27 protein-coding genes, 1 other RNA gene and 2 pseudogenes are annotated in these 26,977 nt (G+C 44.1%); 3 read left to right on the top strand and 27 right to left on the bottom strand.

Translation table 11 applies throughout. The features are described 5' to 3' along the window. Positions 1-74 precede the first annotated feature (74 nt). The 13 genes from MFP28_RS01200 to MFP28_RS01140 all read right to left on the bottom strand — a co-directional run bounded on the left by MFP28_RS01200 (position 75) and on the right by MFP28_RS01140 (position 9,854). The gene (locus MFP28_RS01200; protein WP_002907886.1) at positions 75-833 is read right to left on the bottom strand and encodes an ABC transporter ATP-binding protein; all 759 of its coding nucleotides are present in this window, start codon (positions 831-833) and stop codon (positions 75-77) included. Then, complete coding sequence (locus MFP28_RS01195) at positions 830-1,696, bottom strand: ABC transporter permease (RefSeq protein ID WP_002899165.1); 867 nt, start codon at positions 1,694-1,696, stop codon at positions 830-832. The genes MFP28_RS01200 and MFP28_RS01195 overlap by 4 nt, the downstream gene beginning before the upstream one ends. A gap of 97 nt (positions 1,697-1,793) precedes the next feature. Then, the gene (locus tag MFP28_RS01190) at positions 1,794-2,291 is read right to left on the bottom strand and encodes a beta-class carbonic anhydrase (protein ID WP_002893938.1); all 498 of its coding nucleotides are present in this window, start codon (positions 2,289-2,291) and stop codon (positions 1,794-1,796) included. A 163-nt stretch (positions 2,292-2,454) separates the two neighbouring features. Further along, positions 2,455-2,940, bottom strand: coding sequence for a GNAT family N-acetyltransferase (locus MFP28_RS01185; protein WP_002907885.1), 486 nt, complete (start codon positions 2,938-2,940; stop codon positions 2,455-2,457). A 290-nt stretch (positions 2,941-3,230) separates the two neighbouring features. Continuing rightward, a complete protein-coding gene (locus MFP28_RS01180; RefSeq protein WP_002907884.1) occupies positions 3,231-3,926 on the bottom strand; it encodes a TIGR00266 family protein in 696 nt (231 codons plus the stop codon). A gap of 114 nt (positions 3,927-4,040) precedes the next feature. Continuing rightward, complete coding sequence (locus MFP28_RS01175; protein ID WP_002907883.1) at positions 4,041-4,757, bottom strand: TIGR00266 family protein; 717 nt, start codon at positions 4,755-4,757, stop codon at positions 4,041-4,043. A 115-nt stretch (positions 4,758-4,872) separates the two neighbouring features. After that, positions 4,873-6,240 (bottom strand): DNA repair protein RadA, encoded by a 1,368-nt coding sequence (gene radA / locus MFP28_RS01170; RefSeq protein ID WP_080556503.1) that lies wholly within the window; start codon positions 6,238-6,240, stop codon positions 4,873-4,875. Between the two features lie 5 nt (positions 6,241-6,245). Further along, a complete protein-coding gene (locus MFP28_RS01165) occupies positions 6,246-6,878 on the bottom strand; it encodes a methyltransferase domain-containing protein (RefSeq protein ID WP_002907881.1) in 633 nt (210 codons plus the stop codon). 42 nt (positions 6,879-6,920) lie between these two features. Beyond that, positions 6,921-7,436, bottom strand: coding sequence for a histidine phosphatase family protein (locus MFP28_RS01160; protein WP_002907880.1), 516 nt, complete (start codon positions 7,434-7,436; stop codon positions 6,921-6,923). An 18-nt stretch (positions 7,437-7,454) separates the two neighbouring features. Next, positions 7,455-7,913, bottom strand: coding sequence for an isochorismatase family protein (locus tag MFP28_RS01155; protein WP_002907879.1), 459 nt, complete (start codon positions 7,911-7,913; stop codon positions 7,455-7,457). 8 nt (positions 7,914-7,921) lie between these two features. After that, positions 7,922-8,365 carry a dUTP diphosphatase gene (locus MFP28_RS01150; RefSeq protein ID WP_002907878.1) on the bottom strand — a complete coding sequence of 148 codons (444 nt, stop codon included), beginning with the start codon at positions 8,363-8,365 and terminating at the stop codon, positions 7,922-7,924. Between the two features lie 84 nt (positions 8,366-8,449). Beyond that, the gene (locus MFP28_RS01145) at positions 8,450-8,899 is read right to left on the bottom strand and encodes an 8-oxo-dGTP diphosphatase (protein ID WP_002907877.1); all 450 of its coding nucleotides are present in this window, start codon (positions 8,897-8,899) and stop codon (positions 8,450-8,452) included. 265 nt (positions 8,900-9,164) lie between these two features. Then, a complete protein-coding gene (locus tag MFP28_RS01140; RefSeq protein ID WP_002907876.1) occupies positions 9,165-9,854 on the bottom strand; it encodes a gamma-glutamyl-gamma-aminobutyrate hydrolase family protein in 690 nt (229 codons plus the stop codon). A 228-nt stretch (positions 9,855-10,082) separates the two neighbouring features. Here MFP28_RS01140 and MFP28_RS01135 point away from each other — a divergent pair, with 228 nt between their 5' ends. Continuing rightward, positions 10,083-12,056, top strand: a complete 1,974-nt coding sequence (locus MFP28_RS01135) for a peptide ABC transporter substrate-binding protein (RefSeq protein WP_002907874.1) — start codon at positions 10,083-10,085, stop codon at positions 12,054-12,056. Between the two features lie 116 nt (positions 12,057-12,172). Here the strand turns inward: MFP28_RS01135 and MFP28_RS01130 are convergent, their stop codons facing one another. From MFP28_RS01130 to MFP28_RS01115, 4 genes and pseudogenes are all read right to left on the bottom strand, one after another. Further along, positions 12,173-12,961 (bottom strand): ABC transporter ATP-binding protein, encoded by a 789-nt coding sequence (locus tag MFP28_RS01130; protein WP_398578189.1) that lies wholly within the window; start codon positions 12,959-12,961, stop codon positions 12,173-12,175. A gap of 135 nt (positions 12,962-13,096) precedes the next feature. Next, a pseudogene (locus MFP28_RS01125) lies at positions 13,097-13,828 on the bottom strand (ABC transporter ATP-binding protein); the annotation flags it as partial. Further along, positions 13,804-13,942 (bottom strand): annotated as a pseudogene (locus MFP28_RS01120) (ABC transporter ATP-binding protein); the annotation flags it as partial. The pseudogenes MFP28_RS01120 and MFP28_RS01125, both read right to left, overlap by 25 nt. A 1-nt stretch (position 13,943) precedes the next feature. After that, complete coding sequence (locus tag MFP28_RS01115) at positions 13,944-15,650, bottom strand: ABC transporter ATP-binding protein (RefSeq protein ID WP_002907870.1); 1,707 nt, start codon at positions 15,648-15,650, stop codon at positions 13,944-13,946. 159 nt (positions 15,651-15,809) lie between these two features. On the opposite strand from MFP28_RS01115, the gene MFP28_RS01110 reads away from it, so the two are divergent. Further along, positions 15,810-16,832, top strand: a complete 1,023-nt coding sequence (locus MFP28_RS01110) for an NAD(P)H-dependent glycerol-3-phosphate dehydrogenase (RefSeq protein WP_002899188.1) — start codon at positions 15,810-15,812, stop codon at positions 16,830-16,832. A gap of 16 nt (positions 16,833-16,848) precedes the next feature. Further along, positions 16,849-17,754 (top strand): UTP--glucose-1-phosphate uridylyltransferase GalU, encoded by a 906-nt coding sequence (gene galU / locus MFP28_RS01105; protein WP_002907868.1) that lies wholly within the window; start codon positions 16,849-16,851, stop codon positions 17,752-17,754. A 100-nt stretch (positions 17,755-17,854) separates the two neighbouring features. Here the strand turns inward: galU and MFP28_RS01100 are convergent, their stop codons facing one another. From MFP28_RS01100 to tadA, 10 genes are all read right to left on the bottom strand, one after another. Beyond that, positions 17,855-18,538, bottom strand: a complete 684-nt coding sequence (locus tag MFP28_RS01100) for a rhomboid family intramembrane serine protease (protein ID WP_002907866.1) — start codon at positions 18,536-18,538, stop codon at positions 17,855-17,857. Continuing rightward, complete coding sequence (locus MFP28_RS01095) at positions 18,522-19,058, bottom strand: 5-formyltetrahydrofolate cyclo-ligase (protein ID WP_002907864.1); 537 nt, start codon at positions 19,056-19,058, stop codon at positions 18,522-18,524. The genes MFP28_RS01100 and MFP28_RS01095 overlap by 17 nt, the downstream gene beginning before the upstream one ends. 20 nt (positions 19,059-19,078) lie before the next feature. Continuing rightward, positions 19,079-20,212, bottom strand: coding sequence for an N-acetyldiaminopimelate deacetylase (locus tag MFP28_RS01090; RefSeq protein WP_002907862.1), 1,134 nt, complete (start codon positions 20,210-20,212; stop codon positions 19,079-19,081). A gap of 89 nt (positions 20,213-20,301) precedes the next feature. After that, the gene (gene dapD, locus MFP28_RS01085) at positions 20,302-21,000 is read right to left on the bottom strand and encodes a 2,3,4,5-tetrahydropyridine-2,6-dicarboxylate N-acetyltransferase (protein ID WP_002907860.1); all 699 of its coding nucleotides are present in this window, start codon (positions 20,998-21,000) and stop codon (positions 20,302-20,304) included. A 348-nt stretch (positions 21,001-21,348) separates the two neighbouring features. Next, on the bottom strand, positions 21,349-22,362 hold the full coding sequence (locus tag MFP28_RS01080) for a hypothetical protein (RefSeq protein WP_002907858.1): 1,014 nt from the start codon (positions 22,360-22,362) through the stop codon (positions 21,349-21,351). A gap of 30 nt (positions 22,363-22,392) precedes the next feature. Further along, positions 22,393-23,328: a hypothetical protein gene (locus tag MFP28_RS01075; protein ID WP_002907856.1), complete on the bottom strand. Its 936-nt coding sequence runs from the start codon at positions 23,326-23,328 to the stop codon at positions 22,393-22,395. A 79-nt stretch (positions 23,329-23,407) separates the two neighbouring features. After that, the gene (locus tag MFP28_RS01070) at positions 23,408-24,265 is read right to left on the bottom strand and encodes a hypothetical protein (protein WP_002907855.1); all 858 of its coding nucleotides are present in this window, start codon (positions 24,263-24,265) and stop codon (positions 23,408-23,410) included. A 134-nt stretch (positions 24,266-24,399) separates the two neighbouring features. Then, on the bottom strand, positions 24,400-25,749 hold the full coding sequence (locus MFP28_RS01065; RefSeq protein WP_032911308.1) for a glucose-6-phosphate isomerase: 1,350 nt from the start codon (positions 25,747-25,749) through the stop codon (positions 24,400-24,402). 476 nt (positions 25,750-26,225) lie between these two features. After that, positions 26,226-26,324, bottom strand: an RNA gene (gene ffs, locus MFP28_RS01060) — signal recognition particle sRNA small type. Between the two features lie 28 nt (positions 26,325-26,352). Next, entirely contained in the window at positions 26,353-26,823 is a 471-nt protein-coding gene (gene tadA, locus MFP28_RS01055; protein WP_002907853.1) for a tRNA adenosine(34) deaminase TadA, read from the bottom strand. Positions 26,824-26,977 lie beyond the last annotated feature (154 nt).

The raw sequence follows: 26,977 nt of genomic DNA, 5'->3' as shown, positions 1-26,977 counted from the left end.
TGTCTAACTTTGTGGGAGCAGTACATTATTTAGTACATATTCTTTCTCTTGGTTTTACAAAACTCTGAGCAAGCCTATTCAAACAAGCCATAATAATCCGCGATGGTCATCTTGGCTTTCTCTTCTTTGTTTAAGTCCTGAATAATCTGCCCGTCTTTCATGACGATTAGTCGATTGCCGTATTTTAGGGCATCTTCCATGTGATGGGTAATCATAAGAGCTGTGAGGCGGTCACGACTGACAAACTCATTGGTCAGCTCCATCAAGGCTACACTGGTCTTAGGATCCAGTGCTGCAGTATGCTCATCCAGAAGCAAAAGCTCTGGTCGCTTGAGCGTTGCCATGAGCAGGCTCAAAGCCTGTCTTTGCCCACCAGATAGAAATTCAATCGACGTATCCAGATGCTTGTCCAGGCCATTGCCGATTTTCTCAATCGTCGCCTGAAACTCTTCCCTGTAACTGTTGAGCCCACGGGGCACCAAGCCACGCTTTTCACCTCGGAATTTGGCAATAAGAAGATTTTCCGCCACTGTCATGCGCGGAGCTGTTCCCATCTTAGGATCCTGAAAGACACGAGACAGGTACTTGGCCCGCTTTTCTGGTGAAAAATGAGTGACATTTTCACCCAAGATATAAATGCTGCCGCTGGTTAGGGGGAGAGTTCCGGCAATGACATTGAACAGGGTTGACTTTCCTGCACCGTTTCCACCTAAAATCGTAATAAAATCATGCTCGTGAATGTCTAAAGAAACATCATTTAGGATGATTTTTTCTTCATCAAAGCCGCTTTTTACAAGCTTGGTTGCATTTCTTAATTCTACAATCGCTGTCATTTGCTTAACTTGGCTCCTTTAAAGAATTTATTTTTCAGGGTTGGAATCATGAGACAGACGGCCAGAATCACCGCGCTGTAAAGACGGAGATAGTTGGTATTGAAGCCGAGAGCAATGACGCCCCAGATCAAGAATTGATAGGCAATCGCACCAACGACAATGGTAATCAGACGCTCTGCCAAGGTCAGACTATGGAAGAGCACCTCGCCAATGATAAGACTGGCCAGACCGACAACAATCACTCCAATCCCACGGGACACATCTGCATAGCCTTCCTGCTGGGCAATCAGCGCCCCAGCAAGAGCAATCAAGCCATTTGACAGAATCAGTCCCATCAACTCCATACGGCCAGTATTGATCCCAAAACTGCGAGCCATGTCTGGATTATCTCCGGTCGCGATATAGGCTTGTCCTAGCTTAGTATCCAAGAAAAAGAGTAGGGCTGCAATCACTAGGCTGACAAAAATCAAACCAGTCAAGAGGTCATTGACTTCTCCTGAAAAGGGCAGAATATCCTGAATTTTACTGCTGCCTAAAAGCCCCAGATTGGCACGGCCCATCAGCATCAGCATGATAGAGTGGCAAGAGGTCATGACCAAAATCCCAGAAAGCAAGGTTGGAATTTTCCCCTTGGTATAGAGCAGACCTGTTACTGCACCCGCAGCACAGCCCGCTAAAACGGCCGCTGCTGTTGCTAGAAAAGGATTGACTCCCTTGGTAATCAAGGTAACAGCCACTGCCCCGCCCAAGGGGAAAGAGCCTTCTGTCGTCATATCAGGAAAGCCCAGAATCCGGAAGGTCATAAAAATACCTAGACCTAGGACGGCCCAAACCAATCCCTGAGAAATAATGGAAAGAATCATAACATTGTCCTAACTAATTAAAATCGTTTCTCTATTTTAACATAAAAAAGGAGCCAATTTCAATGCTGATGCGCAGACAAAGAAATTGACTTCCCAACTATTCCTCAACAACTGTCATCCGGCCAGTATCTACATCGTAAACCGCTCCTGAGATTTCTACATCAGCTGGGATCAGTGGTGACTGCCGCAGCAAGGCCATATCCTCGCGCACACTTTCCTCTACATCTGTAAAGGGCAAAAAGTCCTGATCACTGACATCGACTCCCAGTTCTTTATGAAGATAGGCGGTAAAATCCTCATTCTTGAAGGTCTGTGCCCCACAGTCTGTATGATGCAAAACCACGATTTCCCGCGTTCCTAGCTGCTGCTGGGAGATGACTAGCGAGCGAATCATGTCCTCTGTTACCCGACCGCCGGCATTGCGCAAGATATGAGCATCTCCTAGTGCTAGACCCAGAGCCTGAGCCACGTGGAGCCTAGAGTCCATGCAGGTCACGATAGCTACCTTGGTCTTGGGATTAATGGGCAGATGTGCCGTTCCATGCAGATCGACATAAGCTTTATTGGCCTTCATAAAGTTTTCAAAATATGACATTTTGACTCCTGACTAATTATATTATTTGATCTTCAAACGAATTAACCTTATCATACTAGGTTTTGGCTTTAGAACTTCCCTAACTTCAAAAAAGAGAGAACCTATATGAACTGCTCTCTGTGCTAGTTTTTATCACCCACTACAGTTGACAAAGAGCCATGTGTTACAACTTCTTAAAGTAGCGAGCAACGGGCCATTGTTCAAAACCAAAGTTCTCATAGGTTTTACGAGCCGGTGTATGACCTAGATCACCGCCCGTCTCAACCATGACCATTTCCATTCCTTTTTGTTTAATCTGATCACAAGCATAGGTCATGAGCGCTTTTCCGATACCTTGACGCTGATATCTTGGAGCAACAGCTAGGATATAAATCTCACCCATCTTATCCTCAGGGTGCAAGCGAATGTGAATCCATCCGACTAATTCTTCCTCCAGAAAAGCTAACCAGGAAAACTGACTCTCTTCATCTAAGACTGCTGTTAGATCATTGATTTGCCTTGTTTCCCACCCTTGAGGATAAAAATTGTCATAAACAAACTTAGGAACTCCTTTTTCCATTTTTGGAAAAACTGGAGACCAAGCTTGAATTGATAATTCTAAAACAGCCTCTTTATGCAATTTCTGATAAGGTTTTATAGTAATTGTCACTTTATTCTCCTAACGTTTCTTTAATCCGCCAAAAATGCCACGAACGAGTTCGCGTCCGATGGTGCTAACAGCTAGATCATAAAGGCGGTCGTTGCCTTTTCAAGGCTTGATTAGCCTTCATAAAGTTTTCAAAATAAGACATTCTTTCCCCTTACTGGTACTTTGATATCCAAATAATTTTATATTATCTTACCATCTTTTCTGCTATTTGTCAGTTCTCGACTTTGTTATAAAAAAATAGGACAGATAAATCCAGCATCTAGCCTGATCTTCTGTCCTAGTTTTATTTGTTATGAGCTTCTTGGAATAAACTTGCTGAGTGAGCCTGCAAAGGTTTGAAGATTGAGACTTTGCACATAGACTTCACCAGTACCTTGGAAGGTGTTGACCACTCCTTCTCCCGTTCCGATAGACTGCCAGAAGCCATTTTCCAGATGGATATTATAATTCAAAGACTGGCTCCAAGCTACTACATGGGCATTGTCAATCGTCACTTCTTGGTTATGAAGCTCAATTTTCTTAATAGATCCAAAGGCATTAGCCAAAAGAGTGCCCTGACCTTGAGTTGTCATAACGAAGAGACCCCCTTGCCCTCCAAAGAGAGCCTTGCCAACAGACTGACGCTCCATGGTATAGTAAGCCGTACCATCAAGAGCCAGAAAGGCACCGTCATTCAGCCGATATTGCTTTTCGCCTAGCTGAAGAGGAATGACTTGACCAGGAGCATCTGGCGCCAAAGCAAGGTAGCCATTATCAGACTGGGCAACAGCCTGAGTAATAAAGGTACTTTCACCAGAAACCATCGAACGCCCCACAGCCTTGACAAAACGTCCCAAGCCAGAACCGCTTGCATTGAGCTGGGTATTCAGGGTCACATTCGGCGTGTGGTAGACCATGCTGCCACGCTGGATAAAGACGGTTTCTCCTTGATTGAGCGACAACTCAACCAAAGGAAACTGCATATTACTGTCCATAGAAAATCGCATAAGAAATGCCTCCTTCTTATTATGACTTGATTATAACATTTTCCTACATTTTGAACAAAGGAAAACTGAAGGATCCAAAAAAGAAGAGACAGCCTGAGTCTCTCCTAGAAATTTTCAAGAATTATCAATATGCAGGTGTGGGCGAAGAACATTTGCAAAGGTTTCAATATTGAGACTTTGGATGTAAATTTCCCCAGTTCCATGAAAGGTATTAACTACTCCTTCGCCAGTCCCCATGGACTGCCATAAACCATTTTCTAAATGAATATCATATTTCAACTCTCGGCTCCATGCTACTACGTGGGCATTGTCAATCGTTATCCTATCATTATGCAGCTCTACCTTTTGAATCGAGCCAAAGGAATTTACCAAGAGTGTCCCCTGACCTTGGGTACTCATCACATAAAAGCCTCCTTGGCCACCAAAGAGAGCTCGACCTACCGACTGCCTCTCCAAAGTATAAGAGGCAGAACCATCCATAGCCAGAAAAGCTCCATCATTAAGGCGGTATTGCTTTTCGCCTAGTTCCAGAGCAACAATCTGACCAGGTACATTAGGCGCTAAGGCTAGACGACCGTTATTTGATTGAGCAGTTGCTTCAGTTATAAACACTCCTTCGCCAGAAGCCATAGAACGGCCCACAGCTTGGATTGCCATGCCAAAGATTGATTGAGACTCTGCATTCACTTTAGCATTCAAGACAACGTTGGGGGTGTGATATATCATGCTCCCAGTCTGAATACGAACAGACTCTGATGCATCTAAAGCAATCTCCGCCAAGGGAAATTGAGCATTGTTGGTAATAGAAACATTCATACGATGATCTACCATGGTTGATTATCCTCCTAAAAAATCTGGAAAAACAACTTATAGGAATTTCCAGACAAATCCTATTTTTCTAGCAATATTATAGCACGCACAACAACTTTTCGCAATACTACTTTAATCAAGAAAATACCTTCTTTAAAACTTCCCCAATCGTCGTCACACCAATGACTTGGATATTGTCTGGAACTTTGAGGCCGTTCAGAGAGTTTTTAGGAGCGTAGACTTTAGTGAAGCCCAGCTTTGCTGCTTCGTTGATGCGCTGCTCGATGCGATTAACCCGGCGAATTTCTCCAGTCAGGCCAATTTCACCAATAAAGCACTCTTGGGGATTTGTAGACAAATCCTTGTAGCTGGAAGCAATGGCTACCGCCACCGCCAAATCAATGGCTGGCTCATCTAGCTTGACACCACCAGCTGATTTGAGGTAGGCGTCTTGATTTTGCAGAAGGAGCCCTGCCCGTTTTTCCAGAACCGCCATGATGAGGCTGGCTCGGTTAAAGTCCAGTCCAGTCGTGGTTCGCTTGGCATTGCCAAACATGGTCGGTGTAACCAAAGCCTGCACCTCTGCCAAAATCGGCCTCGTTCCTTCCATGGTCACGACAATAGACGAACCTGTCGCGCCGTCCAGACGCTCTTCCAGAAAGACTTCACTTGGATTGACAACCTCAACTAGCCCACCAGACTGCATTTCAAAAATGCCAATCTCATTGGTCGAGCCAAAGCGGTTCTTGACTGCTCTCAAGATACGGAAAGTATGCTGACGTTCACCCTCAAAATAAAGCACGGTGTCCACCATGTGCTCCAAAGTTCGAGGACCAGCTAAGGTTCCTTCCTTGGTCATGTGACCAACGATAAAGGTCGCAATATTATTGGTCTTGGCCAGCTGCATGAGCTCAGCTGTCACCTCTCGAACCTGAGAAACAGAGCCTTGAACACTGGAAATTTCCGGCGACATCACTGTCTGAATGGAGTCGATAATCAGAAAATCTGGCTTGATTTTCTCAATCTCTGTGCGGATATTTTGCATATTGGTCTCGGCGTAGAGATAAAATTCACTGTCAATATCACCGAGACGCTCCGCCCGCAACTTAATCTGCTCAGCTGATTCCTCCCCACTGACATATAGGACGGTGCCCTGGTGGGAAAGCTGGGTGGATACTTGCAGAAGCAGGGTGGATTTCCCGATACCGGGATCCCCGCCAATCAGAACCAGACTACCAGGCACGACACCACCACCCAGTACACGATTGAACTCATCCATTTCCGTCTTGGTCCGATTGACATCAATCGAAGTGACCTCAGCCAGCTTCATGGGCCGGGTCTTTTCGCCCGTCAAGGAAACACGAGCATGCTTGACCTCAGCAGCCTCTACTTCCTCAACGAAAGAAGACCAAGAGCCACAGTTAGGACAGCGGCCTAGGTACTTGGGCGAATGATATTCACAATTTTGACAGACAAAGGTCGTTTTTTTCTTAGCGATGGTGATTCTCCTTATTTTCTAATAATCCAAACAAAAGTAGATAAGACCTGACACACCTGCTCTATATTAGTAAAGCCAGCCTCTTCTAGCAGGCCTGCAACTTCTTGAGGCGAGAGGGAATTCATCAAACCAGCTTGATTCTCATAAGTACGCTGAACTTGTTGCTGATTAGCTCCTAGCTCTGAAGCAAGTGTTTTCCAATAGCCCAGTTGCTGGTTGGAAAAAAAGCTAAGAATCAGAAGGCCACCTTCACTTAAAGAGTCATAAATTTTTCGAAGAAATAAGCTGGGATTTTCAACAAACTGCAATACTAGCAAGCAAGAACAAATCTGATAAGCAGAAGGCAGCACTGCTTCTTCAAACCGACTATTAAGATACTCCGCTTGAGGCAGATGAACCTGTCTTTTAAGCTCTTGTAGCATCGCCTCACTTGGCTCCACAACCGTCAACCCTGCCTCAGGAAATAAGGATGCCAAACCATTTAACTCATCCGTCTGGCTTGCCAAAGCTAACACCTTATCGACTTTTAAACTGGGTGCTAACCTAAGCAATACTCCTCGGAAAATCACATCTAGCATCACATCATAGCCTGGAATTTTCTGACGAATTTCTGTTGCATAGTCCTTGTTCTTAAATTCTTTCATATTTTCTTTTATCTATCTCTAAATTCTTTTTACAGCGAAAAATTAAAACTTCAGTTCACATTCAACAAACTGGCAAAAATCAATCTGCTGATCAGCTACAAACTGGTGGATGAGCATGCGATGGGCTACAAGAGCTACCGTCTCGTAGTCTCTGTATTTGCTTAAGGCACGGAAAAAGCGGGCTTTCATCTGCTCAGCTGTCTCATACCGGACAGGACTTCCTGCAGGAAGAGAACCATTATTCTCAAAAAATAACTTCCGAGCCTGCTCAAACTTTTCTGTCCCACTCTCATATACCTGCCATTCATGTAACAAAGGCTCCACAAAAAGCGGCAGTTGGCGGTCTCGAATCAGATAGGAGGCCGTCTCCAAAGCTCGCGTCACAGAAGAAGAGATCAGAATTTCCGCCTGTTCCAGCAAAGGATTAGCAGCTGCCTCTGTCGCCATCCGACGACCAGCAGCCGACAAGGGAGCCAAATCTAGTCCAAAGCCAGTGTAACCGGCCTCTTCCAAAAGAGAATAATCTGGCTCTCCGTGGCGGATAAAAATGATTTTCATACTAATGCCCTCATAAAGCTATCTAATCTTGATTCCGCAATCTTGCCATTGCTTCAGTGTTTTAGAGAATTTCTTCTGGTTGGCAACTCCGACAGCGGACAAATCGATGGAAACCTGATAATTCTCCTTGACAGCTGCCAAAACGGAAGCTTTGACACAGCCATTGCCATCTACCCCTATAAACTCTATGCTTTTAGCACCATTTCCCTCTAAAAACTCTTTTAAATCCGGATTGGTAAAACAAGAAGCCCGACGCTTCTCAAAGATGCGAGAAGATACAACCTGCAAACCAGTCGCAAATTTCTTCTTCCTATCTTTTCTCTCCCAGAAAAAACGGTTGAGAATATAGATAACCCGGTCGCTGGGATAGCTGGCAATTTTGTCATTTATAGCCACAGTCAGTGCTTCATTATCATATGCTTTTCCTACAGCAACATAATCTGACTGCATATCTACAACTAATAAATAGTCTGACATTTCTTACTCTATTTCCCAGTCGATCCAAATCCGCCGGTCCGCACACCTTCCGCTTCATCTCCATCAGCAATCAGAAATGGTGCAAAGACAGCCTGCACTACACGTTCGCCAACTTCAAGGACGACTTCCTGATCCGTGATATTCTTCATTTGGGCAAAGATATGGCCTTCGTTTCCAGGATTGCCATAGTAGTCGCCATCAATAACCCCAACGGAGTTAATCAAGACTAGGCCTTTTTTACGAGGATTGGACGAGCGATCGTAAAGATAAAGCACCTCGCTCGGCTGCATATAGGCCTTGACACCAGTCGGAACCAGCTTAATCTCCCCTGGCGCAATGAGGGTGCGCTCTGCCACTTTCAAGTCGTAGCCAGCTGCGTGAGCTGTCTCTCTCTTTGGCAATAAATCTTCATTTGTAAAGCTGGAAACCAGCTCGAATCCGCGGATTTTCATGTATTTCTCTTTTCTATTTTTGCTGTCCCTATTATACTAAATTCGCAAAAAACAAGCAAAAAAACCGCCGATTGGCGATTCTCCCTAGTATAGATCTCTGATGATCTCTCCATTATCCAGATAGGTAAACTGCTCCGTCAAATCTGATGTGAAAACTTGATACATTTCCTTAAAGCTCACAGCCAGCGAGTAGCTGTCAAAATCTTCACGGTTAATCCAGAACACCTCGCCTTCGTCGGATGAAACTAGCTCTCCTTCAAAACGATTGGTCCTGTAAAGAAAAACGATGTAGCGCTCATCTTTTTCAGTATAAAACTGCTTGACACCACACAAGCGAGGCTCATAGATAGTCAAACCCGTTTCTTCCTTGACTTCCCGTATCACTGATTTGACAAAGGATTCACGATTTTCAACATGGCCACCTGGAAAGCAAAGGCCGGTCCAATCATCATTTACTTTATTTTGCACTAAAATGCGGTCTCCATCGTAAACCATACACATATTTGTTAAAATAACTCGCTCCGCTCTTGACATCTCTATTCCTCCATCTACCGACCGATTCGCTCGGCCTACTTGTGACTCATTATAACATAAAAGACATCAAATTGTTGAAAATCCAGATTTCTCAGCCTTTCCAGCAAAAAAACCGCCAATTGGGCGGTTCTTATAGGGAGATTATTATGAAAAAGAAAAGTTTTAGGATTTCTAAACAAAGTTAGGAGGTCTTTGTTTATGGTCTTAGTATAGAACACTTATCTTAAATTTTCCTAAAAGTAACTTAAAAAAATAAAATAATTTTTTACAGCTCTTGCAAGAGGTACTGAAACAGCTCCAAATTGCCCTTTTCTTCGTTTATTAAAAACTCCGGATGCCATTGAAGGCCTATGATACGATGATTGTCAACCGATTCAATCGCTTCAATGGTATTGTCTCTTGGGTCAAAAGCTGTCGCTCGGAAATTAGGCGCCAAGTCCTTGATACTTTGACGATGGACCGAATTAATCTGGCTAGCCTGACCAAACAAGCGCTCCACAACGCTATCTTTCTCCGTGCGAATGGAGTGCGAAGTACCAAATGGCAAGCCCTGCCAGTGGTTGTCAATGTGCTGATTAAGAGTGCCGCCAAAAGCAACATTTACCAACTGCAGACCGCGGCAAATGGCCATAACAGGCTTGTTTTGGCGCAGAGCTTCTTTCAAGAGTGCCAACTCAAACTCATCGCGGACAATATTGTAATCATCACTGTCAATGGTCTTTTCTTCCCCATAAAACTGTGGGTGAACATTTTGCCCGCCTGATAAAATCAGCTTGTCAATCGTTTCTACATAATCCTGAACTAAACTTTTATCTCCAACGGGAATCACCATCGGCAGGCCACCAACCATTCGTACACCATCTACAAACTTGCGTGAAACAGAGGTGTGGATATTTTTCCCAGCTTCATCGACTGGACAAAGATTAGCTGAAATTCCAACAATTGTTCTGCACATACCGTGATTCCCCCTTATTTTGATATAGTATATCTTACCACTCCTCTGCGAAGCCGTCCAATAGATTTTTTTAAAGCTGGTTATAAAAATTTTTTATCAGAATATGCAACACTATAAATCTCTTTTTTAAAATTTAGAAAAACATTTCAGAATTATCAGAAAATTATTTACTTTTGACAGAAATTTGTTATAATAAGCAGTGTAAAAACTCATGACTTGGAGGTCCCTATGAGAAAATCAAATATTCTTCTTGCCGCAGGGCTCACTCTGCTCTCTGTCGGCTTACTTACAGCTTGCTCTGGAGGCGGAAGTTCCCAATCCAGCAAAAAAATCTACAGCTATGTCTTTACGTCTGATCCAACGACTTTGGACTACATCCAGTCGGCAAAGGGGTCTACCCACGAGCTGACTACAAATGGTGTAGATGGCTTGCTGGAAAATGATAAATATGGAAACTTAGCTCCGTCTATCGCAGAAGATTGGACAGTTTCTCCAGATGGTCTCGTCTATACCTATAAGCTGCGCAAAGATGCCAAGTGGTATACCGCTGATGGCGAAGAATACGCAGATGTCACGGCTCAGGACTTTGTGGCAGGTATCAAACATGCTGCTGATGTCAAATCAGACGCTCTCCCTCTTATCCAAGATTCTATCAAGGGGCTGAGTGAATATGCAGCCGGTACCAACAAAGACTTTTCAGCTGTTGGAGTCAAGGCACTGGACGATCATACGGTCCAATATACACTCAACAAGCCTGAAACCTACTGGAACTCTAAAACAACATCAGGTGTTATGATGCCGGTCAACGAGGCCTTCCTAGAAAAGCAAGGCAAGGAATTCGGTCAGGCAACCAAGGCAGATTCTATTTTGTATAACGGTCCATTTATCATGAAATCCATTACTTCTAAATCCTCTGTCGAATTTGAGAAGAACCCTAACTACTGGGATAAGGACAAGGTCAAGATTGATGGTGTCAAACTGTCTTACTACGATGGTTCTGACCAAGATTCATTAGCGCGGACCTTTGGGGATGGCGGCTACAGTTTGGCAAGACTCTACCCAGCCACTTCTAGTTATTCCTCAATCGCTGAGAAATACAAAGATAATATCTTCATGACAGAAGCAGGAGCGGGGGTCGGTCTAATCAGCTTTAACATTGACCGTCAAAGTTATAACCATACTTCTAAAACTAGCGATGAACAAAAAGAAGCTACCAAAAAAGCTCTGCTGAACAAGGACTTCCGCCAAGCTCTAGCCTTTGCCCTTAACCGCGAAAGCTATTCGGCTCAGGTCAATGGAGAAGATGCAGCCAAGCCAGCTGTCCGTAATCTCTTTGTTCCGCCAACTTTCGTTCAGGCCAATGGCAAGGAATTTGGCACTCTGGTCGAAGAATCACTAGCTTCCTATGGTGACGAGTGGAAAGGTATCAAGCTGGATGACGGCCAAGACGGTCTCCACAATGCTGACAAAGCCAAAGCGGAATTTGCCAAAGCCAAGCAGGCTCTTGCAGATGAAGGCGTACAATTCCCAATTCACCTAGATGTTCCTGTCGCTCAGAATTCTACTAACTTCGTCAACCGTATGCAATCTCTGAAACAATCATTAGAAGAGGCGTTAGGAAAGGACAATGTCTCTGTAGACCTGCAGATGCTGGCTGAGGACGAAGCACTAAACATCACCTTCAATGCTGAAGCTGCTAGCCAGGAAGACTGGGATATCAACGGTCTCGTTGCCTGGGATCCAGACTACCAAGATCCATCTACTTACCTGGACATTTTAGTGCCAGGTAACAGCACTCAGACCAGAACCTACCTTGGATTTGAAGGCAAAGACAATGCTGCTGCTAAAGCTGTAGGACTAGATGAGTATAGTAAACTGATCGAAGAAGCCGGAAACGAAACACAAGATGTTGACAAGCGTTATGAAAAATATGCTGTAGCTCAAGCATGGCTGACAGATAGCGCCCTCGTTGTGCCAACTATGAGCAGCAGAGGAGCAGCACCGTTCATTTCTCGGATTGTGCCATTTACCAACTCTTATGCTCAGACAGGTACAAAAGATGCCAACTACCATAAATACGTGGAAATCAGTGATGAGATTGTCACGACTAAAGACTATCAAAAGGCCCAAGAAAAGTGGAAAAAAGAAAAAGAGGAATCCAATAAAAAGGCCCAAGAGGATCTGGCTAAACATGTGAAATAATCACTACTTTGATGTTAATTAAAAATCCAGCAGGAACAGAAACCTGCTGGATTTTTTTAATTTTCTATCTGATTCTTCAAAAGCCTAGCTGATTATCCAGCTGCAAAACCAACCATCTACTCAAACACAAACTGGTTGTGATAGAGTTCTGAATAGAAACCGCCGAGTTTGAGGAGCTGGTGATGATTGCCCTGTTCGATAACCTCTCCGTCTTTGAGGACGATAATCTGGTCGGCATTGAGGATTGTCTTGAGGCGGTGAGCAATAACAAAGCTAGTCCGGCCAATTACAACTGCTTCCATGGCTTGCTGAATCTTGCTCTCCGTCACCGTATCGACATTAGAAGTCGCTTCATCCAAAATCAAGACTTGCGGATCCGTCAGCAAAGTTCTAGCAATAGAAATCAGCTGTTTCTGCCCAGTTGAGAAAATATTCTGATCATCATCCACCAGGGTATCGTATTTGTCTGGCAGACTTTCGATATAGTCATGGATATGAGTCGCACGCGCAGCCGTTTCTACCATCTCCTGACTAGCATCCGGCACACCGAAGCGGATATTGTCCCGAATCGTGCCACTAAAGAGCACCGAATCCTGCAAGACAATCCCCACATGGCTCCGTAAGCTATCCAGCTCATAGTCCCGAATGTCGCGACCGTCAAACTCAATGCTGCCACTATCCACATCATAAAAGCGATTAAGCAGGTTCATAATGGTCGTCTTACCTGAACCAGTAGGGCCGACAACAGCCGTCATCTTGCCCTTAGGGGCTAAAATAGACACATCTTTGAGGATAGGTTTGCCTTCTACATAAGAGAAGTCCACATGCTTGATCTCCACGGAGTCTGTGAGCTCTGTGAAAGCAGGTGCATTCTCTGGCCGGACTTCCTCCGGCGCATCAAACATCTCCTGAATCCGGTCAGCCCCTGTAAAGGCCAACTGCAAACTGCCCCAGCTGGCAGCAATCTGGATGATGGGCTGATAATACTGCTGGGAAAACTGAGTAAAAGTAGTAATCAGGCCAACTGCAACGGCCGTTTCGACATTGGGATCGCTCAGTAAGACAGCCGATCCAACAAAAATAACAATGGCTGTATTAATCAAATTCATCCCGTTCATGATAGGGAAGAGAAGGCCTGAAAAGGTCCGGCCTTTAAAAGTTGCTGAACGTACTCGGTCATTCTGCTCAATAAAACCTTTGATGACCTCCTCCTGCATTCCCTGAACGATAACAGCCTTCTGACCGGAAATGGTCTCGTCCATATAAGCATTGAGGCAGCCGACTTCTTTTTGCTGAAGATTGGTGTATTTCCGAGCCAGCCTAACAATGACCACTAGAAGAAGAAAAGCAACCGGTGTGCTAGCTACCGTTATCCAGGCTAATCTAGCATTTTGGACAAACATGATAATCACTAGACCCATATAAAGCAAGGCATTGCTCATAACCTGAATCATGCTCTCGTTTAGAGCTTGCAGGATATTGTCCAAGTCGCTGGTAAAGCGCGACAGAATGTCTCCATCCTGATGGCGGTCAAAGAAAGCAACTGTCATCTTGGACAGCTTGCCAAACAGGCCCTTGCGCATCTCATTGGTCGAATGGGCAATAACTCGGGTCATCAAAAGCATGTAAATCAAGCTGGAAATAGATAGGCAGACAAAAGATACCAATACACTGCCCATGACGCTGCCAAAAGTCGACAGAATCTGATCAGTCTCACCCTTCTCAGCAAAAGCCCGTCCCAACTCAACCAAATGCTGAACAGCCTGACCAACATAAACCGGAAAAAGGACCTGAAAAACAGTCGCTGTTACCATCATCAAAAGGACAATGGCAAAGGATAATTTGTAACGCTTAAAATATTGCCAGAAAAATGCAATCGTCCTCATCTTAGTCCTCCTTTCCTTTCTGCGTTTCGTAGATTTCACGGTAAACATCGTTAGTTGCGACCAATTCCGCATGAGTCCCCTGACCAATCAGCCGTCCTTGATCCAAGACCAGAATCTTATCTGCATGAACGACGGAGCTAATCTTTTGAGCGATGATAATTGTCGTCGTTCCTTGTAGCTCTTTATTCAAGGCTTCTTGAACCAGCTTTTCTGACTTGGCATCCAAGGCTGAGGTCGAATCATCTAAAATCAAAATATTGGGATTGTTGACAACACCTCTGGCAATGGACATCCGCTGCTTCTGACCGCCAGAGAAGTTGCTGCCACGCTCCTCCACTGCACTGTCAAAACTCTCTTCCATACGGCTGATAAATTCACTAGCTTGGGCAATACGAGCCGCCCGCTCCATTTCAGGCAGCGAAGCGTTGAGCTTGCCCTGACGGAGATTATCCGCAATGGTCCCGCTAAATAGAATCGCCCGCTGCAGCACGATAGAAACATTTTTACGAAGAGTTCCCTGACTAAGCTCTCGCAGATCTCGACCGCCAATCTTGACAGAACCTTCCTGCGGATCAAAAAGACGGGGAATCAGCTGGGCCAAGGTAGACTTACCAGCACCAGTCGCACCGACAACACCAATCATTTGCCCCGGCTCAACCTCAAAGCTGATATCCTTTAGCATTGGCTCGTCATCGTTGGGATAGGAAAAAGTCACATGCTCAAAGCTGAGGCTGCCTTCTAGTTCTTCATCTGGTGAGTCTGGGAAAGTCATAGCTGGCTCCGTTGCCAATACTTCCTTGATCCGACGGATAGAAATGATCCCCCTCGTCACACCATTTCCCAAAAAACCAACCATAATGATAGTGAAAATAATCTGGCTCAGATAACCGATAAAAGAAGCGATAGAGCTAACCAGCCCTGGCTCCGCCTGAATCATGCCAGATAAAGTCCAGATAGCCAAGTAAACAGAGCTGTAGCCGACCAACATCATCATTGGCTCAATGATTGAAAAAGCATAGCCGATATAAAGATTCTCTGATAAAAGTTCATCAGACACCTGACTGAACTTATGAAACTGATCTTCCTCCCGAACGAAAGACTTGACCACTCGCACACCACGAAGATTTTCCTTGGCAATGGCATTAATTTTATCCAAAAGAGTCTGGAATTTCTTAAAACGAGGGCCCATCATCCCCATCATGACAGCCGTTAGACCAGCTATGAGTAAAATCAGCAAGAAAATAATCCACCAGAGAGAGGGCATGGTCACAATGGCCAGGATGACTGAACCGATAAAAAGGATGGGTAAGCGAAGAAGAATTTGAAAGAGCATCATAGTTACATTTTGAATCTGATTGATGTCATTCGTCATCCGCACGACTAGATTACCAGCGTTGAATTCCTCGATATTGGCATAAGAAAAGGTCTGAATCTTGCGGAAAGTCTCCTCGCGGAGATCTGATGAGACAGCTTGGGCAATATAAGCCGCCAAGGTCACATTAATCCCTCCTGCCACCAGTCCGACAAAACCGATGCCAATTAGCCAGCCGCCCATACTGTAGATGGTCTGGCTATTTTGCTCCTGCAGAGCATCTAAGATGTGCTTTAAAAACCAGGGCAGTAAAAGAGAGCTGGCAATCATCAGCGAGGTCATCAAAAGCGAACTCAGGGCATACCATTTATACCGTAATAGACTTTTAAAAAACATGCTTCCTCCTACTTTTTTCTTATTTGACTTAGTTTCCTTACTATATCACACATAAAAACAATGTCAAGCAAGAAATTTCTTATATTATATGGTAAAATGAGATATAGACTCTAAAACCGATTTAAATTCAGACTCGGAATTTCATCATAAGGAGAAGATATGGATAAACAACGAGTTGCTGTGATTGGTCCTGGTTCTTGGGGAACGGCCTTATCACAAGTGTTAAATGACAACGGACATGAGGTTCGTATTTGGGGAAATATCGCTGAGCAAATCAACGAAATCAACGACGAACACACCAATAAACGCTATTTCAAAGATATTGTACTGGATGAAAAGATCAAGGCTTATCATGACCTAGAAGAAGCTTTAAAAGATGCGGATGCCGTGCTTTTTGTCGTGCCGACCAAGGTAACCCGTCTGGTAGCCAAACAAGTAGCTCAAGCTCTGGACCACAAGGTAAAAATCATGCACGCCTCCAAGGGACTGGAGCCCAATACCCACGAAAGGATTTCAACTATCCTGGAAGAAGAAATCCCTGCAGAGCTACGCAGCGAGATTGTCGTCGTCTCAGGTCCCAGCCATGCTGAGGAAACCATTGTACGCGATATTACCCTGATCACCGCTGCTTCTAAGGATCTGGAAACAGCTAAGTATGTGCAGGAGCTCTTCAGCAATCACTACTTCCGCCTCTACACCAACACCGATGTCATCGGAGTAGAGACTGCAGGCGCTCTGAAAAACATCATCGCAGTTGGAGCTGGTGCTCTCCATGGACTAGGCTATGGTGATAACGCCAAGGCAGCTATTATCACACGCGGTCTGGCCGAAATCACGCGTCTAGGTGTCAAGTTAGGAGCAAATCCTCTGACTTACAGCGGCCTATCTGGTGTCGGCGACCTGATTGTCACAGGAACCTCTGTCCACTCCCGCAACTGGCGGGCCGGCAATGCTCTAGGACGCGGCGAGAAATTAGCTGATATCGAAGCCAATATGGGCATGGTTATCGAAGGAATTTCCACCACCAAGGCTGCCTACGAACTAGCCCAAGAGCTGGATGTTTATATGCCGATCACCCAAGCTATCTACAAGGTTATTTATCAAAACTGTAATATCAAAGAAGCCATTTATGAAATCATGAACAATGAATTCAAGGCTGAGAACGAATGGACTTCGTTCTAATAGAAAGGAAATAATTATGTCAAAAGTTAAGAAAGCCGTCATCCCTGCAGCTGGTCTCGGAACCCGCTTCCTGCCAGCTACCAAAGCTCTAGCTAAGGAAATGTTGCCGATTGTTGACAAGCCAACCATCCAGTTTATCGTTGAGGAAGCTCTCAAATCTGGAATTGAAGATATTCTAGTTGTCACAGGTAAGTCAAAACGCTCCATCGAAGACCACTTTGACTCAAACTTTGAATTGGAATACAACCTCAAAGAAAAGGGTAAAGACGACTTGCTCAAATTGGTTGACGAAACCACTGGTATCGGTCTACACTTCATCCGTCAAAGCCATCCGCGCGGACTGGGAGATGCTGTCCTTCAGGCTAAGGCTTTCGTAGGAAACGAGCCTTTCGTTGTCATGCTGGGCGATGATCTCATGGATATCACCAATGATAAGACTGTGCCACTGACCAAGCAGTTGATTGATGACTACGAGGCTACTCATGCTTCTACCATCGCTGTCATGCAGGTCCCTCATGATGAAGTTTCCTCTTATGGTGTGATTGCCCCTCAAGGCGAAGGTGTCAAAGGTCTCTACAGCGTGGAAACTTTTGTCGAAAAGCCAAAGCCTGAAGATGCACCGAGTGATTTGGCTATTATCGGCCGCTACCTTCTGACACCAGAAATTTTTGAAATCTTGGAAAAGCAAGAGCCAGGTGCTGGAAATGAGATTCAGCTGACCGATGCGATTGATACTCTTAACAAGACGCAGCGCGTGTTCGCTCGCGAATTCAAAGGTGATCGCTATGATGTCGGTGACAAGTTCGGCTTTATGAAGACTTCTATCGACTACGCCCTCAAGCATCCGCAGGTCAAAGACTCCTTGAAGCAGTATATCATTGACTTAGGTCATAAACTAGAGAAAAAACAAAGTAAAAAATAATTGATTCAAACAACTAACTTTGAAAATAAAATTTTATCTATAAAAAAGAGGTTCCCAACCTCTTTTTTTGATATTTCATCAGTTATTTTCTAAAGATTCATTAAATCAAGGAATGATGAAAGCCAAGAAAAATCAGAAGGGCAGCCAAGGCTAGATAACCAAATAGGACTAGCCAGCGCTGAGTAGGTTTAAAGGCATTGCTTGAGCTTTTGACAGGAAGAATGACCGCGCAGAGTATACCACCAATCAAACCACCCAAATGCCCAGCCAGACTGATGCCAGGCATGAAACTAAAGATGATATTGACCACAATCAAGGTCATATAAGACTGCCCCAGCTGCTGAATATAGCTGTCGCGAACGACATATTGCAGGGTCACGATAGAGGCAAAAAGTCCAAACAAGGCTGTAGAGGCTCCTGCTGACAGAGTATCCGGACTGAAAAAGAAGACAAAGATATTTCCCATCAGGCCTGACATCATATAAAGCAGAAAGAAATTTCGCGAGCCAAAAATATCTTCTGCCTGCCGTCCAATAAAATAAAGAGTAATAACATTTACCACAAAGTGCTCCAAGCCAATATGCACAAAGATAGCAGAAAAGAGACGCCATATCTGAATGGGATTCATGATAATAGTTGGAGAATACACTGCTCCAAATTCAAAGACCGTTTGTGCTTCAGCATAAGAAAAGCCACGTAAAATCAGCATCCCCACAAAGACAAGTGTTGTTAGAATTAACAAAACACTGGTCACAGGATATTTTTTATCATAGATGTAGTTCATAAGTCAACACTTCCTTTACTGCTATATCGTGATAATCAGGCTCAAAATCAGATTTTTGAAAACTATAGATGCTGCTGATGGATGCTCCTGCAAAATCAGCCAGATAACGGTCATAGTAGCCACCGCCGTAACCGATCCGAAAGCCTTGAGAATTGAAAACCACACCCGGCACATGAATCAGATCAATTTCTGTCTTGTCCACAGCCTCTTCACTTATCGGCTCCATAAGATCAAAAGAGCTTTTTTGCAGGTGGCTTTCATCATAATCCACAAATATCATCCGACCCTGGCCATAGGTTTTGGGCACTAAAACCCGCTTGCCGTCCAACTGAGCCTGCTTGATAAAGGCTGCAGTTGAGACTTCATGCGGCATAGAAAGGTAGGTAGCGATAACCTGAGCGTTTTGATAAGCTGTTGAACTGAGCAAGTGCTGGGTCAGCCAGCTATCTGCCTGTTCTTTTTCTTTTCCTGACAGTTTCTTCATCTGGTTCAGTACAGTTTGTCTCAGCTCTTTTTTCATGCAGCTCGTCCACCCTTTCCTTATCTTTCGTTGATTTTATAATCTAGGAATTTCCCAATCTTTTCAATAGCAAAAGGCAGTGCTGCCTCGTCCGGTGTCATCTTGGGATGATGGAGGGCATAGGGACTATCCACTCCCAGCCAGAACATGACGCCCTTGACCTTGCTGAGCAAATAACCGAAATCCTCGCCTGTCATAGCCGGCGCAATATCAATCAGCTCCACTCCTTCTTCCTTCTGGAAAAAGTCCATCAATTCGTCTGCTAAGCCAGGATGATTTTCCACAGGCAGGTAGCCACCTTGTTTAAGCTCCAAGTCCAATTCCAGACCGAAACTTTGGGCTAGGCCCTCTGCTATTTCCCGTAAGCGCTTCTGAGTCAAGATGTTCATCTCCTGAGTCAGAGTCCGAATGGTGCCATGCAAAAAGGCCGTTTCTGCGATGACATTGTTGGTCGTGCCAGCATGGAGCGAACCAAAGGTCACAACCGCCCCCTCGATAGGATCGACATTGCGGCTGACAATGGTCTGCACCTGGGTGATAAAGTAGCTAGCCGCCACCAAAGCATCATTGGCTTCATGAGGAAAGGCCGCATGGCCTCCCTTCCCCTTAAAGGTCAGCTTGACTTCACAGGTACCAGCAAAAAGCGTTCCTCTGTTAGTGGCAATATCGCCGACCTTGAGGTCTGGTCGCACATGGAGACCGTAAAACTCATCTGGCAGCCAGTCGCCAAAGGCACCGTCTTCATACATGAGCATACCGCCAGCTTCATTTTCCTCAGCAGGCTGAAAGAGAAAGAGTAGATTATGGGTGGGCTGAGTGCTCACAGCTTTCTCCAGTAGGCCAAGAGCCACCGTCATATGCATATCGTGTCCACAGGCATGCATCCGACCTGCATGGGTACTGGCAAAGTCCAGTCCTGTATCCTCCACAATCGGCAGACCATCAATATCTGTCCGCCAGCCAATCGTCTTATCCGGTGAACTTCCCTTGATAAAGACCAAAATACCCGTCCGCCAAGTTCGAATTTCCACAAAGTCTAGGCCAGCTGTCAGGCCATCAATGACCTGCATCAGGTAGGCATGGGTCTTGTATTCTTCCAGACCGATTTCTGGTATCTGGTGTAAATCACGGCGAATTTTTAGATAATCAAGCATCGTTTCTTTCCTTTATGGTCTTGTCAAACCAGATAAAAGTCGGACCGCACCCAATCAACTTCGGGCGCGGCACTCTTGTTTATGCAATATTAAAGTGTGCGAAGTGCGTCTTCCAGAGCTGTCTTCTGCTGGGTCTTCTCGTCAATAGTCTTGATAACTCTTGCCGGAACACCAGCAACCACTACGTTCTCTGGAACATCTTGGGTCACAATCGCACCAGCCGCAACAACGGAACCACTGCCAATTTGTACACCTTCGATTACAACCGCATTGGCACCAATCAGCACGTTGTCTCCGACCCGAACTGGCTCAGCACTAGCAGGCTCAATGACCCCCGCCAGAACCGCACCAGCACCAATATGACTATTTTTGCCGACAATAGCTCGGCCACCCAGAATGGCACCCATATCAATCATAGTTCCAGCACCAATTTCTGCACCGATATTGATGACTGCCCCCATCATGATGACAGCATTGTCGCCAATTTCAACTTGGTCACGAATAATAGCGCCCGGCTCAATACGGGCATTGATATCGCGCTTGTCCAAAAGCGGCACCGCTGAGTTGCGGGCATCCTGCTCTACGACATAGGTCTTATTCTCCTCTAAGTTCACTAGGAGTGGCTTGATTTCTTCCCAATCCCCAAAAAGAACATTGCCTAACTTCACAACAGACCAAGGGATTGATCCGTGCAATTCTCCATCAAAGGTTACCTTGACCGGAGTTTTTTTCTTGGCATCAGCGATAAATTTGATAATTTCTTGAGCGTTCATTTTAGTAGCAGACATGATTTTTCCCTCGATTCGTGAATGATTTAGCCTTTTAGTTTGTTTATCTCCTCAATCTCCAACAACTTGAAGAACAATTGAAGTAAACCAAGAAGCTTGATTAGACAATATTATAACACAAAAAAGGGGATTGCAAAACTCCTATAAGACTCTCTACATGAGATACAGATTGTAAAAAGACACGAACTCTCGTCCGCGCCCAATAAAGCAATTCCGAACTATATACCAACAATATTATTTAATCTTTCGTTCAAAATGTTCCCAGTGTTAGCATCAATGGTCATTTTGATCTTTTGCGTACCATTCAGAGCTTCTAGCTTGTAAGACAAGAACTCCTATTCGTTTATTCTATTTAGAAAGATTACTCAATAGGTACTGTCCATTTTCCTGACGGATAAAAGTCAAAGTTATCTCCTTATTTGAAGAGGTTTCATAGTTTACAAGCATCTTCGGCTCTGATTCACCATCCCCATAAACTGAGATATGTTGATATTCTGGGTATTCCTTGATTACTTCTTTAAAGGAAGAACCGCCCTCGCCTGTTTCCGCATCACCCGTCTTTAAGTTCTCCGTAATCTGGCCAGATACCTTTTTATCATAGTCGTCACTGCCGGGCATAATACTCATACCCTGAAGATGGTAGCTACCATCCTCGTGTTTCATAAAGGTCAGAGTGGTATAACTAGAGTCAGGTAACCAAGACAATGAGAGCCCTTCTTCCTGAAACGTCACACTGCTGGCCAAGCCAAAATCTTTGACTACTTGTTCAGGGGTCAATCCTTCATCATCCGCACTAACAATGCTCAGCTTTTCAAGGTCTTTCACTTCCCACTCATACACATCCTCTTTTGACGGAGCCACAAAAGAAGCAACATCGCTTTGATGTCCCTTTCGAGACAGACTTGGCACACTTCCCCCACCCATAAAATCATTTAGGAAGTAGCCACCAAGACCCCCTAGCAATAGTCCCGCTGCCAGGCCTATTCCTAAAAATCCTATCAGCTTGCCCGTACTATTTTTCTTGGGCTCTGGACTTGGCTGGCCAGCGAAGTTTGCAGCTTGCTTTGGTCCGGCAAAGTTCTGACCAGCTGGATTAAATCCCTGAGGCGTTGCTTCTTGAAAAGCGGGATTTCCCCAATTATCCTGCTGAGGCATCTGTTTTTGAGGAGCGTTAAAAATGGGTTGCTGAATACCAAAATCTTGATTAGGATTCGGCATTTCAGGACTGCCTCCTTCTGTTGGGAAAGGCTGCCCCTCTGTCGAGTTAGCTACAAAATGTCCTGAGTCTGATGACTGGACTTGCTGTGGATACGGAGCAAAACCTTCTAAAGTTTGTTCCTGCGGTTTATTTTGTTCTGACATCGTTTCTCCTTTTATTATTTGAGTTCTGTTTTATTTATTGGCAGTAGTGGACAAAAGATAGTTTCCGTCCTCCTGCTGAACGAAGAACAACCTATAAGTACCATCATTAGGAGCGTCATAAGCCACCTCCATAATGGTTTGACTAGTATCCTCACTGAAATCTTCATCTACACGAATAGAGATACTCCTCGGACTGCCATATTCCTTAAAAACTTCCTTATAGGAAATGCCATCCTTACCAGTCTTTGCATCGCCTTTTTTCAATTTTTCAAAGTAATCAGCCGCCATCGCTTCGTCCTCAGCATTATGTTTGCTTCCTTCAAAGCGAATATTATAGATATGAAGGCTATTCAGATAGAAACCATCTTTTTTCTTCTCAAAAGCCAGAGAAGCGGTTTGATCTGTATAATAAATTGGCCAGTCCTCCTCATCATCAGAATTTTGAAGCGTTCCCCACTCTAAATCAAGGCTGTCACGAGAGATTTCTTCTTTTAGAGCCTTGCCATATTTATCAAGAATATCTTCCACAGAAGTACCATTCGTATCTGTCTGAATAGTATTGAATCGTAACTCTGACAAACTATCAATATCCCACTTGAACTCTGTAGTATCAGGGTCAATGTACTGATCTGATTGATCTCTCTTTGATTCCCCAGCATCTGCCAAAGGATGGAGCACAGGATATTCCCCTTTGATGACATCCGCTACTCCCATTCTAAATCCCCAGATTCCCCCTCCGATTAGTCCAAGACCAAGAGAAAGCAAGGCTCCGCCTATCAGGATTCCTTTCCAGGATTTATTCTTGGTCAAATGCGGAGTTGGTCCCTGCGGACTTGAAACATGGCCTTGCTGAGGTTGAAAATGATGCGGGAATTCCTCTTGCGACTGAGCATTCCTTGAAGGCTCAAAAGAATGCTGTGTTTGCTGTTCTGTCAATCTTCTTTCCTCTTTCTTGTTTATTTCCAATAGTCTTATCAGTTCTCTTTTAATAACGAAATGCTTTGAAAGCAGTCAGTTACAAAAGATAAACTAAATAACTAAAAACTTACATTTCCTCTGACTTTATATATAAGAAATTTCCATCTGGCTGGCCTACAAACAATAGGTATTCATAACCATCTTCTGTTTTATAAGTCACCTCAGCAATCAGACGGTTGGAGATAATCTTATTATCCACATCACGTTCGGTTGTGATGACAATTTCTGACGGAACAGGATGCTTCTTCAGGACCTCTGATAAAGCTGTTCCTCCTTCACCCGTTTCCTTGTCTCCTTCTTTCAAACGTTCAAGGTCTTTGGGAGATAATACGCTCCAATCTGTCGTTTCCTTCCCTTTTCTATATTCTTTAAAAGAATCTCCAACTACCACTTGTCTCAGATAGTAGTTCTGGTCAACTTTATCAAATTGAAAAGAAATATTTTGCTCCTTATCCCTGACAGAAGGGCCCCATCGGAGTAACAGACGATTACGATCATATTCTGCTGAACTAGCCAAGCCATAAGTTTCAACGATTTGATCAGCCGTCAGACCTAATCCCTCATCATTTGTGTAGCTCAACCGTCCCAAGTCTTTCAAAGTCCAATTAAACTGAACCGACTGCCCGTCTGTAGTAAAGCTGTCACTCTTGTCTTTGGCTTCTTCCTGAGCCTTACTCAGACGTTTAATCCTTTGAATATCCTTATTTGTCTGTGCCTGCTTGCCGATAAAATAAGCTGAACCGCTGCCAATCAAAAGACCAATTATGAGAGCAAAAATTGAAAGTCCTATGACTTTTCCGATATTGCCTTTCTTATCAGGTAATCCTTGCGGCTGAATCTGCTGGAAATTCCCTTGCAATGGCTGGCTAGTTTGATTTTCTTGCCAAGCTCCTTGCACTTGGCCTTGACCATCTTTATCTGACATGGTTTTCTCCTTATAAATTTTATTGATTTGTCATATTGCGAAAACATTGAAAAATAATGACAAATTTTACAATATTATAACATAAATTATTCTTTCAATCAAAAAACCTCCCCTAAGGGAGGCTGCGTTTCGTATTACAAACGTGCATTCAATTCTTTGCTCAGTTCTTCAAATCCTGGTTTACCAAGAAGGGCAAACATATTTCTCTTGTAGGCTTCAACACCTGGTTGGTCAAATGGGTTGATAGCATTCAAGTAACCTGAAAGGGCAATGGCCAATTCAAAGAAGTAGATAGTGTAGCCAAGAGTGAAGGCATCTTGCTCTGGAAGTGTCACGTACATGTTTGGTACATCACCATCTGTGTGGGCAAGAAGAACACCGTCAGTCGCTTTTTTGTTTACAAAGTCAACATCTTTTCCTTGAAGGTAACCAAGTCCGTCAAGGTCTTCTTCCAAGCTAGGGATAATCACGTTCTTGCGTGGTTTGTCAACACGGACAACTGTTTCAAACATGATGCGAGTTCCTTCTTGGATAAATTGACCCAATGAGTGCAAGTCAGTTGAGAAGTTTGCTGAAGTTGGGTAGATACCTTTTTGATCTTTCCCTTCTGACTCACCAGCCAATTGTTTCCACCATTCTGAGAAGTATTGAAGTGATGGCTCGTAGTTTACCAAGATTTCAGTTGCGTAGCCTTTGCGGTAAAGGATGTTACGAACGGCTGCGTATTGGTAGGCTTCATTTTCTGAAAGTTTGTCTGAAGTGTAATCTTTACGAGCTGCATTCGCACCTTCCATAAGGGCTTTGATGTCCGCACCTGATGCAGCGATTGGAAGCAAACCAACTGCGGTCAATACTGAGAAACGTCCACCGATGTCATCTGGAACCACAAATGTTTCCCAACCGTTAGCATCTGCTTCGACCTTAACAGCACCTTTTTGGCGGTCAGTTGTCGCGTAGATACGTTTGTTGGCTTCTTCTTGACCATATTTCTTCACCAAAAGTTCTTTGAAGACGCGGAAAGCGATAGCTGGTTCTGTTGTTGTACCTGATTTAGAAATCACGTTTACTGAGAAGTCTTTGTCTGCAACGTACTCTACCAAGTCAGCAAGGTAAGTAGATGAGATTGAGTTTCCAGCGTAAAGGATTTGTGGGGCTTTGCGTTCTTCTTTTGTTTGCAAGTTTGCAAAGTGATGGTTCAAGAAGTCGATAGCTGCTTTGGCACCAAGATAAGATCCACCAATACCGATCACAACCAAGACATCGCTATCTGACTTGATTTGCTCAGCAGCTTTCAAGATGCGGTCAAATTCTTCGCGATCATAATTTTCAGGAAGGTCCAACCAACCCAAAAAGTCGCTGCCAGCACCAGTTCCTTTGCGGATCAATTCATCTGCTGCTGTTACTTGTGATTGCATGTACTCCACTTCATGTGGGGCAACAAATTTATCTAAAACTTTTGAATAATCAAATTTAATATGTGACATGATATTCCTCCATTTTTTATTCCACTCTATCATATCGCTTTCATACTTATTTAGCAAGTAATTTATTGTTTTAAAACGCTTCCAATTTAATTTTTTATAAATGAGCTAATCCTAGTAGCCATCTGAAAGCAATCGTTTGCGTAAGTCGGCAAATTTTAGCCTTATGTAAGAAGAATATTTTCGATTGACAAGAAAGCCAATATGCTTCTTAAGATTGGATGTCAGCTGAATTCATTTCAGGTCCGTTCGAACTAGATTCACTACTCCAATATTCATCTACGCCTTGCAGACTTAATTCATTCAACATTGGAACCTCGTTCTCGCTTCGCTCAAACTACGTCAATATACCTAAGTTCTTTTGCGTCCTTTGGAGTTAATTCACTAAAAGACTCTATAAGGTTTACAGATTTTCCCCTTATGGGAAAAACTGCATCCATTGCTCTAAAATTCATCTGCGCCTTTCAGGCTTGATTCATTAAGAGCAATAGAAAAGAGCACACAGCTTACTTCGCTTAGGGCTGCTGGATTCCTCCCCTGACCCGCTTCACGCAAAACTGTTGCTCCATTAATTAGTATAACACAAACTTTTGATTTTGGCTAATTTTATTTTTTCCTTCTCTGTCTGAAAAAATCCTGCATGATTTGAACGCACTCTTCTTGGAGGACACCTACCTCCACTTCTACACGGTGGTTAAGACGCTCATCTGTCAAAATATCATAGAGGCTGCCAGCTGCTCCAAATTTCTGATTTGCTGCCCCATAAACAACATGGGGTATGCGCGCTAAACCTATCGCTCCACTGCACATGACACATGGCTCAATAGTCACAAAAAGCGTTGTATCCAGCAAGCGCCAGCTATTTTCATGCCGATTCGCCTCTTCGATAGCCATAATCTCCGCATGCATAACAGCCCGCTGCAGCTCCTCACGTGCATTGTGACCGCGGCCGATAATCTTACCTTCTTTAACCAAGACACAGCCGATAGGAATTTCATCATGAGCTAGGGCAATCTCCGCCTCCTTTAAAGCTTCCCGCATAAATACTTCTTTTTCTTCAATCGTATAATTCATCATTGTCTTTCTAAATCTGTAGTCGTCTATCTCATTATACCACAAGCCTGTCGCACTTCTCAGAAAAAGTAAAAGCCACCACTGGGGTGACTTTCAGGAGATTATTATGAAAAAAGTTTAGGATTTTTAAACAAAGTTAGGAGGTCTTTGTTTATGC

The sequence above is a fragment of the Streptococcus sanguinis genome, assembly GCF_050234405.1.
Lineage (GTDB): Bacteria > Bacillota > Bacilli > Lactobacillales > Streptococcaceae > Streptococcus > Streptococcus sanguinis_W.
The sequence above is the reverse complement of the archived record's forward strand: the minus strand, read 5'-3'. Positions and strand labels throughout refer to the sequence as shown.